The following is a 14182-nucleotide window of genomic DNA, read 5'->3' as shown; positions in this document are numbered from 1 at the left end:
GCCATGACGGTCACTCCAGGAGGTCGAGGTCTGCGAGCTGCTGATGTATCGTTTCGACGGCTTCCACGCTGCGGACTCCTGCTTCACCGGCAGGGAACGGGATGATGAGGTACCGGTGGTTCTGCACGGCTGGGAGGGCGGCGGTTGCGGGGTGGCCTTCAAGCTGGGCGATCTTCGTCTCTGCGGATCCCCAGTCTGAGTCGACAAGAACGATCACGTCAGGGTCGGCGTCGACGACGGCTTCCCAGGACAGTGACGACCAGGTCATTGGCACCTCGCCGGCGATGTTGGTCAGTCCTACGGCGTCCATGACCAGTTGTGGATTCCCGATACCCGCACCCACGTAGGGGGTGTCGCTGCCGGAGCTATACCACAACGCGGACAGGCCACGATCGTCTGAGGTAATGGCGTCGAGGCGCTGCTGCTGGTCCGTGATCAGGGAATCGGCAGCGGTGGACACATCAAAGACATCCCCAGCGAGTGTGATCTCGTCCCAAAGGTCCTCCCATGTGAGGGGATTGGGCTGGTACTCAGCTTCCTGGCAGGCGGCTGGCGAGACAAGCGTGTTGACTCCAAGGCGGTGGAGGGTGTCGCGTTCCCCGGCGCCTTCAGCGGTGACGTTGGACTCCCATCCGGCGTAGACGAGGTCCGGTTCGATATCGAGTACTGTCTCCTGGCCGGGTACCCGCTCGGAGATTACATCGGGTTCGGTTTCAGGCGCCCACTCCTGGGCGTAGGGGCCGTCGGGGAACGCGACGCCAGCGACCCGGTCCTGTAGTCCCAGGGCAAGCATCATCTCGATCGAGGTCGACTTGATCGCCACGACGTGATCTGGAGCCTCATCGAAGGTCACTTCGGTGCCGCAGTTGTCCACGGTGATGGGGTATGTGGCCTCGGCCTGGCCGGTCGCCGATGGTGGTGTGTTGGTTTCGGGGGTCGTGGCACATCCGACCAGGGCGAGTAGCCCTATGGCGAGGGCGGCGATCAAAGTACGTGCGCGGATTATGGTGGGCTTTCGCATCAACTCAGTGCTTTCAGGCGTGGGGCGAGGTCGCGGTGGAAAAGCTTCATGAAGCGGCCCTGATCGTGACCAGGGGCGTGGAAAAGGAGGTGGTTAAATCCATGGTCGAGGTATTCCGCAATCTGAGCGACCACCTCGTCGGGATCGGTGCCAACGATCCACCGTTGTGCGATCTTCTCCAGCGGGAGGGCATCGGCGGCTCGTTCCATTTCGACCGGGTCCGTGATGTCGTGCTTCTGCTCTTTCGACAGCGAAAGCGGTGACCAGAACCGGGTGTTCTCCAGCGCCTTGTCGTAAGTTGTCTCGTAGGAGATCTTGATCTCGATCATCCGGTCTATCCCATGCATGTCGCGCCCTGCGGCATCCGCTCCGGCAGCCAGCGCAGGCATGAGCTTGTCGGTGTAGAGCTCGCGTCCCTTCCCGGAGGTTGCAATGAACCCGTCGCCTGCGCGTCCGGCATACTTCGCCACCACCGGTCCACCGGCGGCGATATAGATCGGGACGCCGCCGTCGGGGGCGTCATACACGGAGGCATCATGCGTGGAGTAGTAGTCGCCGTCAAAACTGACCCGGTTACCACGCCACAGAGCACGCATGAGGCGCACGGCCTCACGCAGGCGGGCGAAGCGTTCGGAGAACTCCGGCCACTTCTGTTCTCCTGCACCACGGAAACCGGTCGCGATCTCATTCAGGGCCTCCCCAGTTCCGACCCCGAGCCACACCCGGTCCGGGTAAAGGGTGCCGAGAGTTCCGAAAGCCTGAGCGATGACCGCGGGGTTGTACCGGAAAGTCGGGGTGAGCACGCTGGTGCCGAGACGAATGTGTGAGGTGCGTTCTCCGGCGGCGGCTAGCCAGGCCAGCGCGAACGGAGAGTGCCCGCCTTGATGCCGCCAGGGTTGAAAGTGGTCACTGACCGCGACGGACTCGAACCCCTGTATCTCCGCAGCGACGGCAAGCTCAACGAGCTGCCTCGGAGCGAACTGTTCAGCAGATGCCTTGTATCCCAGTGTGATCGTCATGATGGCGTCCTTTCTCGATTCTGTGCAGCGGCGGTGCCGGCGGTGAGCCCTTCCGCGTAGGCCTCGTCGCTTCCGGAACGGAACATGTCGCGGTCCGGTGTGCGGATGATCGACGCCGCCCCTGGCAGGTCCAGGGAGCCGACCGCGTTGCCGTAGCCGCGAACGACGGCGACCGGAAGTCCAAGGGTTTTGCCCTTCACGAGGTCGGTCGCCGCGGCGAGCTCATCCGCAAGGCAAGGGCGGCTCACCGTCAGGGGCCGTCCCGCGGAGTCTGGAATGCTGGAAAGCTCATCGAAGATTCTCACCCCAGCCGCGCCGATCGCGATGTCGGTTTGCCCCTCCCGCCAGGGGCGGCCAATCGTGTCGCTCACGATGACCCCCACTTCTGGGCCTCCGGAGCGGATACCTTCCGCGATAAGACGGGCGGAGCGATCAGGGTCTTTAGGTAGCAGTAGCACAGTGCCTGCGGGGACGTTCGATGAGTCCACCCCGGCGGCGGCGCCCACGATCCCGAGCCGGTTCTCCACGATCCGCGCCCCGCCGCGGGTCGCGACGACGCGTAGCGTCTCGGAAATAATCGCCGACTCACGATCCTCCGCCTGCACAAGACGGCCCTCTGCCTTGGAGACGATCTTCGATGTCACCACCAGCACATCACCATCCTCCAGTGGGCGGTCCATGGTCGAGGTGCGAATCATGGCTACAAGGTCGTCGCCCTCGGAGATTTCGGGGATTCCGGAGGGTGCCCAAATGAGCAACTCTTTCGGTCGTTCTGCGAGTTCAGGACCGGAACGCTCAGGGTCTGCAGCAGCGTCCTCCGTCGGGAACGTCGAATGAAGGGGGCGTGGCATGGTGATGAACGCGTCCTCTCAGAGGCGGGTGAAGGCGAAAATCTGGTCCCGGCCCAACATGGCAGTGGAACCGGGACCAGATCATCGCGATGGCACGTCAGCGATTGGCCGATTCCAGCTGCGCCTCGGCCAGCTTTCGACCAGCGCGATGTGCGTGATCCTCAGCCTTGGTCTTGATCTCCTCGGCCATATCGGTGAAGGCGTCCAGGGCGGGGTTCACTCCGACCAGGGTGAACTCACGGGTCACAACCTCCAAGTCGATCTGCCACACATCTTCGAGGATGCGGCGCATCCAGGCAGTCGCATGGTCCCAGCCTTCCTTGGGCGTGCCTGGTGAGTAGTTTCCGCCCTGTACGGTGACCAGCACGCCCGGCTTCCCCGCAGTCACTGGGGTGAGTGCCGGATTCATGCGAGCATCGGCGATGACGAGGTCGGTGTAAGTCTTGAAGTGCTGCGAGACGCCAAAGTTGTAAAGCGGCACCGCAAACAGGAAGGCGCCGGCCCCGGCGAGCTCGTCCACAAGTGTGGTGGCGAGTCCGAACGCCTCCTGCTGGTTAAGGGTTCGGGCGTCTTCTGCCGTGGCGCTGGCAGCCAATGTATGCGCCCAAGCATCGCTGGGCAACGGAGTGGTGCCGATCTCACGGCGCACAACCCTCGTGTCGGTTGCGGTGGCGAGCCATTGGGCTTCAGCGATATCCGCTAGGGCGCGGCTTACCGAGCCGTCGTGGCGGATGGATGCGTCGATGCGGAGCAAAGACAAAGGAAATCATCTCCTGTTTATCGTTGGGTACTTATGGGCTGAACATCAGGTGAAGGTGGGATGAGAGCCCACCGGTCCCGGCATTCAGGACTGTGGGGTCCCCGTGACCCCTTTGGGGTCAGGGGCGATGTAGAAGTTGTCGCGGAAAAGACCGCTCGGATCCCATACCGCCTTCAGCCGGCGAAGTCTGTTCAGATGCCCTGGCGGGAAGGCCCGGGCGAGGACCTCAGGGCTGGTGTCGGTCTCAAAACTGATGTACATGCCCTCGAATTTCGGCACGAGGTTGGCCCACTGCTGCTGCACCTCCTCGGTGTTGCCGCCAAGCATCGCGATGAGGAAGTTCGCATCTCGCCATCCGTACGCGGCCGCGTCTGCGGACTGGTCGGCGACCGCACCGCCAGCTGAGCGGATACTCAGGATGAGTGAGGAATGGGAAGTGAGGAGGTCTGCGAGCCCGGCTGCGACGTCGTGATCGAGGTGACGTACCAGACCGGCGTGCCCGTGGGGTTCCCCGTGGCCGTGCTGCTGCTCACCTCCGGCGGGCAGATCCAGCAGCGCCGAGTACGGGACCATCTGCACGGACTGGTTTGCCATCGGGGCGAGTTGCGCGAACGGCTGCAGCCGTTCAACGACCATGTCAGGGTTGTTTTCGTCAACGACGATCAGCGCCTGCACTGGGGTTTGTGCGCCAGGACCCGAAGAACTGAGCATCAGGGTTCCTGTCACGGTGGCGTCAGCGTTCTCGATCGTTGCGCCCCAACCTACGAGGAACGTGGTGATGTCCTCGGGGGCGAATGTCAACATCGCGAACCCAACCTGCTCTGAGACTGGGTGCGCCTCGAACTCAAACGACACCACCACCCCGAAGTTCGCCCCTGCCCCGCGGACTGCCCAGAACAGCTCTGGGTTCTCCTGAGCGCTGGCATGGACGAGCTCGCCGTCGGCGGTCACCATCTCGACCGAGCGGAGATAGTCAATCGTCAGACCTCGTTCTCGAGCGAACCAGCCGATTCCTGCCGTAGTGGCCAACCCTCCGACGCCCACGCCGCCGTGGTCGCCGGCGGTGATCGCAAGGTTGAAAGGAGCAAGCTCTTTCGCGACCTGGCCCCAACGCGCTCCCGGGCCGACACGGACGCGGCTGCCGTCGCTGATCGAGATCTCATCTAGCGCGTCGAGAGCAATGACGATCCCACCGTTGTTCAGAGACCTTCCCGACAAGCCATGGCCGCCGCTGAACAATCCCAGCGGTACGTCCCGATGCCGGGCGGCGAACCGCACCGCCTCCTGAACCTCAGAGAATGACTCGGGACGGAGCACCACGCCCGGCTTCGCCCCTCGGAAGTACCCAGAGGTATACCTGTTGTAGCCGCGGTCACCGGGCATCAGGACCCGTGAAGCCAATACCTCGGGGATAGGGTCGTCCTGGAATGCTCTCCCTGTCCGGGCAAGGGCCGGGGTACGAGACGTTGTGCGGGACTTCTCGACCCGGTCCCGGATTAACGGGGCGGTCTCTGTGGCGAACTTGCGGATCTCCCGCGGGTCATCGGACCCCATGATGAACACACTGATCCCATGCTCAGTGGCCAGGTCCGCCAAACTCTCAGCGTTGTACTGTGGCGTCACATTCATCAACCGTGTGATGTCCCGTGGATCACGGCCCGCTTTGCGGGCAGACTCGTCGATGATCTGGTTACCGCGTTCGATATCGCCAGGCTTCATCCACGGCAAGCTCGGCAGCCACCCATCACCCTTGCGCCCCAGTATCCGCTGCATCCGTGGCTTATACGCGCCCACCCAGATCGGGATCTCATGCGCTGGAGTGGGTCCCCGAGCCGCACCTGCCACACGGTGATGCTCACCAGCCACGTGTAGTGGCGACGGGTCCATGGTCTTCCAGATGCCGCGGATGATATCCAGCGCCTCGTCCAGGCCCTTGACTGCCTCCGCCGGGGTCAACAGTGGTGCGCCCATCGTCGCCATCGCTTCGAAGAACCCGCCGGAACCGATGCCCAGCTCGACGCGGCCTCCGCTGAGCTGGTCCAGACTCGCCAGCGCACGCGCCAGCACAGCGGGCTGCCGCAGGGGGAGATTCAGCACGTTCCCGGAGACGTGGATGCGGGAGGTTCTTGCCGCAACCCAGGCCAGCAGGGTCCATGTGTCCTGGAAATCCGGCTGATACGGGTGGTCTTGGAACGTCACTAAGTCCAAGCCCAGCTCCTCGCTGAGCAGGGCTAGATCGACAGGACGCTGCGGGGCAGACGCGATCGGGCTGATGAAGCTGCCAAAACGCATCGGATGCATGTAATCGGACATTGCCCCAGTATTGAGATACGTGACGTCCTTGACAAACACCACGTAACCCACTTACTTTTAGTATGTGACTGAAGAAAAGGCAAGTACATCGCGACGCCCCCTTCGCATCGATGACGAGGAATGCCGTCGCCTGGCTGGCATCATGGAAATCGTCGGCAAACGCTGGTCAAGCGGCATCCTCCTGGCCCTGGGTCTGGGGGCCGAACGCTTCACTGAGATCGAACACCGCGTTGAAGGGCTCTCTGGTCGCATGCTCAACGTCAGGCTCCGCGAACTCGAAGCCGCAGGTCTCCTGGAACGACACGTGGAGCCAACAGTGCCAGTGACAATTCGTTATAAACTCTCCGAACGTGGGATGGAGCTCTTGAAGTCAATGCAGCCCATGGCACAGTACGCACGCCGCTGGGAACCACCCACCAACCAACACAGCGCCCCATAACCCCTCCACGCCGGCCAAATGAGCCCTCGTTAAGGCGACAAAGGCGTCCACATGACGGGGAAGCCTCATCACCATGAGTCACCCCTACCCTCCAGAGTTCCGGGCTCGCGCCAGGCTCCGGCAGCTCAAGTACTAGATACGCGGCGCTGAGCGTCTCAGCCGGACTCTGCCACTCCCAGAATCTTTGGGTTCTGCTGCGCGAACACCCAACGCCGTATTTCGAACTCGAACCTGAAGTCGAAACCGTCTCTAGAAAGACGGTGACACGGAACTTGTGTCATCTGAAGCGCGATAGCTTCGACTTCCGCACGTCCACGCCGTCCATCGCGCCGCGCGGCAATTGCCAACTCAGCAATCCGGCCGCGAGTAATGATTCCGATGAACAATCTAGCCTGATGGGCGCTCAGCAGTGAGGGCCGGGCCCTCGAGACACGATCCCGTTACGATGCCGCGCAGGACTGAAATAGCTGTAAGTGAGAGGTGGCACCTCCACGCGACCCAGGATCCCAACTTGGCCCGCCTTGCGTCCAGATGTACGACGTGAACTGGGACATGGAAAACGCGTGCAGAAGCAGTGAGGAGGGCTTCTGCACGCGTCGCGCTTCCCATCGCGCACTGACATTAGAACACGTCTTCTACGACATCGCAAGGGCAGGAGGTATTAAATCGAATGTATATTCGATCTGAGTTTTCTGTGAGGAAACTGTCAGAATGAACATTCGAAATACGAGGCAAGGGTGAGGTGGCTGAGCTCAGAACCTGACCTGTTGGCGACGGCTCAGATGCAGCCCGGTGAGCGAGCGGCTCGCCGTGAGTAGATCTGTGGGTCGCCCAGTGAAGATGACCTGGCCACCGTCGTGACCGGCCCCGGGGCCGACATCTATTACCCAGTCCGCTCGCGAGATGACTTCGAGATTGTGCTCGATGACGATCACGGTTCGTCCTGAGTCCACGAGTTTCTCCAGCATGGTGATCATGCGTTCTGTGTCGGCCATATGAAGCCCGGCAGTAGGTTCGTCAAGAACGAGAACATCGGAGTCGGCCCCGATCTCAATGGCCAGCTTGATGCGTTGGCGTTCCCCTCCGGAGAGTGTGTTGAGCGGTTGGCCCAGGGTCAGATACCCTAACCCGACGTCGCGGAGTCTGACCAGGATCTTGCTGGCCGCAGGCAGCGATACCTCTGGTGCGGAGGCACTCTCACCTGAAAAGAACTCCAAAGCGTGATCTACCGGCATGCGGAGGACTTCTGCAATGTTCATGCTGCCGAGGGTGTACTCGAGGACTGATGCTTGGAAACGCTTGCCTTGGCATTCTTCACATGTGGTCGAGATCCCCGACACGATACCCAAGTCCTGGTAGATCACCCCGGCACCATTGCAGTTCGGGCATGCTCCTTCAGAGTTTGCACTGAAAAGCGCAGGCTTGACGCCGTTAGCTTTGGCAAATGCCTTACGTATTGGCTCAAGCAGGCCCGTGTAGGTTGCCGGATTCGATCTGCGTGAACCTTTGATGGGGGCCTGGTCGACCGCGACAATGCCATCGCGCCCCGCTAGGGAGCCGTGTATAAGTGAACTCTTCCCGGAGCCAGCAACCCCGGTGACTGCGACAAGAACGCCTTGAGGTATGTCGACATCGACGTTTTGCAGATTGTGTGTGGTGGCCCCGCGGATTGGGATTGCGCCGGAGGCTGAGCGCGTCTGTTCTTTGACTGGTTGTTGGGTCTCGAGGTGATCGCCGGTCAGTGTTCCTGAGTTGCCGAGACCGGCGAAGTCGCCGGAGTAGACCACCTCTCCGCCTTGGCTTCCTGCAGCTGGGCCGATATCCACCACGTGATCGGCGATCGCCATGACGTCTGGGTCATGTTCGACAACGAGGACAGTGTTGCCCTTGTCTCTCAGCTTGAGCAGGAGCTCGTTCATGCGGTCGACGTCGTGGGGGTGAAGTCCTACGGTCGGCTCATCGAAAACGTACGTGACATCGGTCAAAGCTGACCCAAGGTGACGAATCATCTTCACACGCTGGGCCTCGCCACCCGACAGCGTTCCTGAAGGTCGCTCTAGGGAGAGGTACCCAAGGCCGATGTCTGTGAAGTTCCTTAGGACTTCGGCGATCGCAGACAACAGCGGCGCGGCTCCGAGAAGATCACCGGCGGCGGCGTCGAGCTGTTCAATCCAGTCGGCGAGGTCGGTGATCTGCATAGCGCACAGTTCGGCGATATTCTTGCCCGCGATGTGTGAGGACAATGCCTGCTGGGACAGCCGTGTGCCTTTGCAGTCCGGACACTGGGCGAACGCGACGGCGCGGTCAACAAAGGTGCGAATATGGGGCTGCATGCCATCGCGATCTTTGGAGAGAAACGTCTTCTTGACCGATGGCACCAGACCCTGAAAGGTCATATTGGCGCCACCTATCTTCACCTTGCCCGGTTCGCGGTAGAAGAGGTCGTGTCTCTCCTGATCGCTGTAGTCCCGGATGGGTTTCTCTGGGTCGAAGAATCCTGAGTCGCTGTAGAACCGCACGGACCACCCGCCAGCCTTATAGCCTGGAATGGTGATCGCGCCTTCGCTGAGGGACTTGGACTCATCCACTAGTTGCGTGATGTCGATGTCATTGACTTGGCCTCGCCCCTGGCACAGGAGGCACATACCACCGGTGAGGCTGAACCCTGCCGTGTGTTCGGTACCATCAGCTTTGGTGAGGGTGCCGGAACCGGATGCTGAAGCTACATTGAAGGAATAAGCTTGGGGAGAGCCAATCTGCGGATGGGCGAATCTGCTGTAGAGAGTGCGCAGCATGGAATTGACGTCTGTGGCAGTTCCGACTGTGGACCGCGGATTCGGCGACATCCGCTCTTGGTCGATAATGATCGCTGCGGTCAGACCGTGGAGAGAATCCACAGCGGGCCTGGGCATGGAGGGCATGAAGCCCTGGATAAACGCATCGTACGTCTCGTTGATCAGCCGGCGAGACTCAGCCGCGATGGTTCCGAAGACCAATGAGGATTTGCCCGATCCAGAGACTCCGGTGAATACCGTGAGTTTCCGCTTCGGGATATTGAGATTCACATTGCGCAGATTGTTTTCTCGTGCACCTCTGATGCTGATGTATTCGTGCGGCGCAGTAGAAATCGGGCTAGTCGAGTGTGTCTCTGGTGGCAAGTCGGGCATATTCACTCCCACATCGTACAATGTACGCCGAAGAATTTCACAGGTATGCGGCAATATCTCTGCTGCGGATTTCAGTACCAGCGCACTGTTCTGTAGACCCTGTGGGGGCGTCTGCTTGAGAGGTGGTTTGGAGGTGTCTCTGTTGTCGCCTCAGGCTTTCTGGTTGATGCGGAGCAAGTTGCCTGCCGGGTCCCTGAAGGCGCAGTCCCGTACCCCATAGTCTTGGTTGGTGGGTTCCTGGAGTACGTCGGCCCCCGAGGCGACTAGCTGCTCGAATAACCCGTCGAGGTCATCGACGGCCAGAGTCAGGGCCGCATAGCTGCCTTTAGCAATCAGGCTGAGGATGACTGATCGTTCATCATCAGTAATGCCCGGATCTACGGCGGGAGGGTGCAGCACGATCGAGGTGTCGGGCTGGTTGGGTGGACCGACGGTGATCCATCGCATGTCTTCGTAGCCGACATCTTGGCGAACTTCGAACCCTAGTGTGTCGCGATAAAAGTCTAGTGCGTCGTCGGCGTTGGTGTGAGGGAGGAAGGCGTAGTGAATGCTGATATTCATGGCACTCAATTTACGCCCCTTCAGGCGTGGGCGCTTCTTGATTCCTGACGGGTCTGCTCGCCTGCTTGGCTAGGCACGGCGGAATTCCGGCCAGTGCTTGCGGCTGAGTGCGCCTGTAGGCGCTGGGTGGTATTCCGACCAGTTCGGAAAAGCGAGTGCTGAATGTGCCGAGGGATGAGAACCCCACCATGTGACAGACCTCGGTGACACTCAGCTCCCCGCGTCGCAGCAGAGCCATGGCGCGTTCGACGCGGCGGGTCATCAAATAGGAGTAGGGGGATTCTCCGTAGGCCAGCTTGAACTGGCGGCTGAGGTGTCCTGCAGACATAAAGACGCCTCGAGCCAACCCTGCAACATTCAGCGGTTGGGCGTAGTCCCTGTCGATCCGATCTCGGACCTGCCGCATGCGCCGGAGTGTCTCAAGCCGGATCTCACTCGCTGAAGTCATGAGCATATTCTTCCAGGCTGACATCAGCTGTGAGAAGGGATACATGACACTTCATATTTCCATGTAGTAATATTAGGGCCATGAGCGTTTACGCTGCTTTGGCGGAGCCGCACCGGCGGCAGATTCTTGACTTGTTGCGGGCAGGCGAGATGTCTGCTGGCGAGTTGGTGGACGCGTTGGATCTCAGCCAACCGGGAGTCTCCAAACATCTCAAAGTGCTCAGAGCTGCCGGGCTTGTCGATGTCTGGCCCCGCGGCAAGCAGCGCTTCTATGCCTTGCGTCCGGACCCCTTGGTGGAAGTCACCAATTGGCTTGAGCCTTACCGGATGCTGTGGTCCAGCCGTCTGGATAATCTCGAACACTACTTGGAGGAGAACCCATGAATGAGGGCACATATGAAACCGTCAACGGCCGCCCGGCGCTGCGCTTTGAGCGGCGCCTGTCGCATTCGGTTCACCGAGTGTGGCGCGCCGTATCTGACCCTGCCGAGTTGGGACAGTGGTTTCCCGCGGCCGTGCCGTGGGGGCCCGTAGTTGGCGAGAAGATCGAAGCTCACGGAATGACTGGCGAGGTTACCGAGGTGGACCGGCCTCACCGATTGGCGTGGGTGTTCAACGGTGACGACTACAGCTTTGAGATATATCCCGACGGGGACGGGTGTCGGCTGATTTTTATCCACGCATTCGACGCCTCGACTCCAGTGGCACAGACTGCAGCGGGCTGGGAGACGTATCTGATGCGCTTGGATGCGCTCTTGGCGGGTGCTCCGCTCTCCGAAGAGGAAGCGCATGCCAACTGGGATGAGGTGCACGAACGCTACGTCGGGCTCTTCGATGACGACCCCACGCCGGGCCGCGCATTCTGGGCGCGTTTGAAAGAACAGTTGAAGCTCTGACAAGGAAACGCCCCGAGCAGCGCAGGATTTTCAGCTCAGCGGGCGTGAACTTCTAACATCTCTTCCCAACGTGTGGTGTAGCGCGGACTCATCATCTCGCGGCGCATCTCCCACTCAGCTGCTGTGCGCAGGCCTCCGCGCCCCATTCCAATGGCGTCCGTACCGGATTTTTCCCTTACCTGCTGCAGCAGGGGGCCCAGGCCTCTGTCCTGCTGAGGCTCAGCGAAAAGGTCGAAGGAAGGCTGGACACCCTGCGGCGAAAGATCCGTCAAGGTGATGCCCGCCTTGGTGTAGCGCGTGCCCTCTGTAATGCGCGGAAGCAGTGCCTGGGCTGCTCGTGTGAGCAGCACCGGATCGTTGGTGGGAGCGGGTAGCGACAACGTTGCCGAAGGAGAGTCTTTCGCCGCCGAGTTGAACTGGGAAGTCATAGCCCAGGAGGTGAGCGTCTTTGCCTCTGTGCTGCGGGAGTTCAGTCGGGTGCAAGCCCGCTGAGCATAGCTGGCCATCACCTGCGCCATGATCTCCCGAGTGCTCACCGGGGTGGAGAATGATCGGCTGAAGACCAAGGAGTCACGGAATTCGCGTTCTTCCTCCAGTTGGATGCACGGTTGGCCCCGCAGCTCCAGCACGGTGCGCATCATCGTGACGCCGAGCTGACGTCGTATCAGCTGTGCGTCGCTGTCCCGAAGTGCCGCCGCTGTCGTCAAGCCCAGTGCTGCCAATTTCTTCGCTGAACGTGGTCCCACGCCCCAAATCTGCTGAACTGGCAGGCGCGTCATCACCCATTCGCGGTACTCGGCGTCGAGTCCATCCCATACGCACACTCCTTGCATGCCCGGAACCCGTTTGGCGGCCAAGTTGGCCAGTTTTGCGAGTGTCTTGGTGCGTCCGACACCAATCCCTACAGGAAGGCTGAGCCGCTCGGAGATGTCTCGCCGAATACCTTCCGCCCACAACCCCGCTCCTTGCAGCGGTCCGCCGTACCCAGCGAAGGCCTCATCAATGCTGTATTTCTCCACCTCATGGGAATGCTCCCCGATGACCTGCAGAAACCGGTGACTCATATCGCCGTAGAGCTCATAGTTGCTGGACCGTGCCACGAGCCCGCGCTGCTGGGCGGTCGGAGCCAACTTGAACCAGGGCGCGCCCACGGTGATTCCCAGCTCCTTGGCCTCTGCGCTCATGGCCACAGCGCAACCGTCGTTGTTGGAGAGTACGAGAACGGGGCGGCCGGCCAATGTGGGGTCAAAGGCGCGTTCACAGCTGACGTAGAAGCTGTTGACGTCCACTAGTGCCAGGAGATGTTGGCTCATCGAAGACCGTGCAGGCACATATAGGCGACACCCCAAATGGAGAGCTCAGAGAGCTCCGGAATCTCGATGTCCGGATACTCAGGGTTTGCCGCTTCCAATCGGATCCTCGCCCCCGTCAGGCGGAGCCGCTTCACCGTGAACTGACCGTCCAGGACAGCGATCACTACATCTCCATCTCTGGGCCGCGTGCCCTTATGGATCAGGAGCTGGTCGCCGTGGCTGATGCCGGCGCCGACCATGGAGTCCCCGCTTACCCTGGCGATGAACGTAGCCGGAGGGTCATAAACCAGGTGTTCCTGCAGATTAATGCTCTCGTGCACGAAGTCCAGCGCAGGGGAGGGGAACCCTGCCTGCACCGCCGTCGGCATCATCGGCACCTCCAACGCAGGCGCCGTCACCGGTACGGCGCGGATGTCTAGGATGCTCATACTGCTCAGTATGAATCGAACACATATTCGAATGCAAGGGGATGGTGAAACCTGACTTCAGCGGCCCACACGTCCGAACAGAGAGGCTACTGGTGCCATGATCGTGGCTCGGGTTGCCAGCGCCCCGCCGATGATCACTACGAGTGAGAGCACGAACAGCCAGAAACCGGTCCAGTTGGTGGCGTCTTGGCCGGTATAAATCTGGTTGAGGTTGCGCAGAGCGTCGGTGGCGAACACCAGAATGATGTGTATCGCAATGAAGACGACGAAGTAGACCATGACGGGGAAGTGGACCGCGCGGGCCAGCGGAAGGGGAAAAGCCTTGTTCAGGGCTTGCCGATCGTCTGGCCACAACCCCGACATTCTGACCCCGGTAGCAATGGCCAGGGGGGCGGCGATAAAGATCGTGGTGAAGTACGCCAGCTCCTGGGCACTGTTGTAGTGCGCCCATTCTCCCGCAGTGGGCCAATCCAGTGAGAGGTACTGCAGGACTGCGGAGAGCGCGTTGGGGAAGGCGTCCCAGCTGGTGGGCACCACCCGGGACCAGTAGCCGGTTGCTGCGAGCAGGATGACGAACACCACGCCGTTTAGCACCCACAGCAGGTCGAGCGCGTTATGCGTCCAGATGGTGAGGCTGATCCTCCGTTTCCGGTTCCACTTCGGTGTCCAGTGCGCTTCGGGCTTGGTTTCTCGTCGAATCTGGATGCCCGTTTTGATGACCAGGACCATCAGGAACGCGTTGAAGAAATGTGCCCAGTTCAGCCACCACGGGTACCCGGTCGGAACATCCGGTTGCTGGTATTGGCCAGGGTATCTGCCCAGGAATTCCCGACCGGTTTCTGTGCCCAGAAACCACTGGGATCCGAGAACCAGGAGGGCCGCCAGCACGACGACGCCGCCAAGCCCCGCAGCAGCCCGCCCAGCTTTCTTGCTGACACCGCTGGTGGCAACAGCGACCCGCGATGTG

14 protein-coding genes are annotated in these 14182 nt (G+C 61.0%); 3 read left to right on the top strand and 11 right to left on the bottom strand.

The genetic code is table 11. The features are described from left to right. Window positions 1-10: 10 nt before the first annotated feature. The 5 genes from FH975_RS03520 to FH975_RS03500 all read right to left on the bottom strand — a co-directional run bounded on the left by FH975_RS03520 (window position 11) and on the right by FH975_RS03500 (window position 5964). Window positions 11-1021, bottom strand: coding sequence for a putative F420-0 ABC transporter substrate-binding protein (locus FH975_RS03520; protein ID WP_162320102.1), 1011 nt, complete (start codon window positions 1019-1021; stop codon window positions 11-13). Beyond that, window positions 1021-2040, bottom strand: a complete 1020-nt coding sequence (fgd, locus tag FH975_RS03515; protein WP_162320101.1) for a glucose-6-phosphate dehydrogenase (coenzyme-F420) — start codon at window positions 2038-2040, stop codon at window positions 1021-1023. The genes FH975_RS03520 and fgd overlap by 1 nt, the downstream gene beginning before the upstream one ends. After that, complete coding sequence (gene cofE, locus FH975_RS03510; RefSeq protein WP_162320100.1) at window positions 2037-2891, bottom strand: coenzyme F420-0:L-glutamate ligase; 855 nt, start codon at window positions 2889-2891, stop codon at window positions 2037-2039. Before cofE ends, fgd begins: the two co-directional genes overlap by 4 nt. Before the next feature lie 97 nt (window positions 2892-2988). Beyond that, window positions 2989-3651 carry an FMN-dependent NADH-azoreductase gene (locus FH975_RS03505; RefSeq protein WP_162320099.1) on the bottom strand — a complete coding sequence of 221 codons (663 nt, stop codon included), beginning with the start codon at window positions 3649-3651 and terminating at the stop codon, window positions 2989-2991. Window positions 3652-3735: 84 nt separating this feature from the next. After that, entirely contained in the window at window positions 3736-5964 is a 2229-nt protein-coding gene (locus FH975_RS03500; protein ID WP_162320098.1) for an LLM class flavin-dependent oxidoreductase, read from the bottom strand. 64 nt (window positions 5965-6028) lie between these two features. Here FH975_RS03500 and FH975_RS03495 point away from each other — a divergent pair, with 64 nt between their 5' ends. After that, the gene (locus tag FH975_RS03495) at window positions 6029-6403 is read left to right on the top strand and encodes a winged helix-turn-helix transcriptional regulator (RefSeq protein WP_328821763.1); all 375 of its coding nucleotides are present in this window, start codon (window positions 6029-6031) and stop codon (window positions 6401-6403) included. Window positions 6404-7155: 752 nt separating this feature from the next. Here the strand turns inward: FH975_RS03495 and FH975_RS03490 are convergent. From FH975_RS03490 to FH975_RS03480, 3 genes are all read right to left on the bottom strand, one after another. Beyond that, a complete protein-coding gene (locus FH975_RS03490) occupies window positions 7156-9570 on the bottom strand; it encodes an ATP-binding cassette domain-containing protein (protein ID WP_162320097.1) in 2415 nt (804 codons plus the stop codon). A gap of 150 nt (window positions 9571-9720) precedes the next feature. Beyond that, window positions 9721-10131 carry a VOC family protein gene (locus tag FH975_RS03485; protein ID WP_153078772.1) on the bottom strand — a complete coding sequence of 137 codons (411 nt, stop codon included), beginning with the start codon at window positions 10129-10131 and terminating at the stop codon, window positions 9721-9723. A gap of 10 nt (window positions 10132-10141) precedes the next feature. Further along, entirely contained in the window at window positions 10142-10579 is a 438-nt protein-coding gene (locus tag FH975_RS03480) for a helix-turn-helix transcriptional regulator (RefSeq protein ID WP_162320096.1), read from the bottom strand. Between the two features lie 80 nt (window positions 10580-10659). Between FH975_RS03480 and FH975_RS03475 the strand changes: the two genes are divergently transcribed. Together FH975_RS03475 and FH975_RS03470 are read left to right on the top strand one after the other, a co-directional pair. Further along, entirely contained in the window at window positions 10660-10962 is a 303-nt protein-coding gene (locus FH975_RS03475; RefSeq protein WP_153078774.1) for an ArsR/SmtB family transcription factor, read from the top strand. Next, window positions 10959-11474 (top strand): SRPBCC domain-containing protein, encoded by a 516-nt coding sequence (locus FH975_RS03470; protein WP_153078775.1) that lies wholly within the window; start codon window positions 10959-10961, stop codon window positions 11472-11474. The genes FH975_RS03475 and FH975_RS03470 overlap by 4 nt, the downstream gene beginning before the upstream one ends. A gap of 35 nt (window positions 11475-11509) precedes the next feature. Here the strand turns inward: FH975_RS03470 and FH975_RS03465 are convergent, their stop codons facing one another. From FH975_RS03465 to FH975_RS03455, 3 genes are all read right to left on the bottom strand, one after another. Further along, window positions 11510-12787, bottom strand: coding sequence for a Y-family DNA polymerase (locus FH975_RS03465; protein ID WP_153078776.1), 1278 nt, complete (start codon window positions 12785-12787; stop codon window positions 11510-11512). After that, window positions 12784-13215, bottom strand: a complete 432-nt coding sequence (locus tag FH975_RS03460; protein ID WP_162320095.1) for a LexA family protein — start codon at window positions 13213-13215, stop codon at window positions 12784-12786. Before FH975_RS03460 ends, FH975_RS03465 begins: the two co-directional genes overlap by 4 nt. A 57-nt stretch (window positions 13216-13272) precedes the next feature. Then, window positions 13273-14182: cytochrome b/b6 domain-containing protein (locus tag FH975_RS03455; RefSeq protein ID WP_202923012.1), on the bottom strand; the 910-nt coding region annotated here is incomplete at its 5' end.

Origin of the sequence: Nesterenkonia haasae (genome assembly GCF_010119385.1) — a bacterium.
Classification (GTDB): domain Bacteria; phylum Actinomycetota; class Actinomycetes; order Actinomycetales; family Micrococcaceae; genus Nesterenkonia; species Nesterenkonia haasae.
This window is presented reverse-complemented; position numbering and strand designations above follow the sequence as displayed.

Bases quoted from the DNA above. Each gene is read 5' to 3' on its own strand.
- FH975_RS03520 (WP_162320102.1), bottom strand. From the start codon at position 1,021: ATGCGAAAGCCCACCATAATCCGCGCACGTACTTTGATCGCCGCCCTC.
- FH975_RS03500 (WP_162320098.1), bottom strand. From the start codon at position 5,964: ATGTCCGATTACATGCATCCGATGCGTTTTGGCAGCTTCATCAGCCCG.
- FH975_RS03465 (WP_153078776.1), bottom strand. From the start codon at position 12,787: ATGAGCCAACATCTCCTGGCACTAGTGGACGTCAACAGCTTCTACGTC.
- FH975_RS03460 (WP_162320095.1), bottom strand. From the start codon at position 13,215: ATGAGCATCCTAGACATCCGCGCCGTACCGGTGACGGCGCCTGCGTTG.
- FH975_RS03490 (WP_162320097.1), bottom strand. From the start codon at position 9,570: ATGCCCGACTTGCCACCAGAGACACACTCGACTAGCCCGATTTCTACT.
- FH975_RS03485 (WP_153078772.1), bottom strand. From the start codon at position 10,131: ATGAATATCAGCATTCACTACGCCTTCCTCCCTCACACCAACGCCGAC.
- fgd (WP_162320101.1), bottom strand. From the start codon at position 2,040: ATGACGATCACACTGGGATACAAGGCATCTGCTGAACAGTTCGCTCCG.
- FH975_RS03470 (WP_153078775.1), top strand. From the start codon at position 10,959: ATGAATGAGGGCACATATGAAACCGTCAACGGCCGCCCGGCGCTGCGC.
- FH975_RS03475 (WP_153078774.1), top strand. From the start codon at position 10,660: ATGAGCGTTTACGCTGCTTTGGCGGAGCCGCACCGGCGGCAGATTCTT.
- cofE (WP_162320100.1), bottom strand. From the start codon at position 2,891: ATGCCACGCCCCCTTCATTCGACGTTCCCGACGGAGGACGCTGCTGCA.
- FH975_RS03480 (WP_162320096.1), bottom strand. From the start codon at position 10,579: ATGACTTCAGCGAGTGAGATCCGGCTTGAGACACTCCGGCGCATGCGG.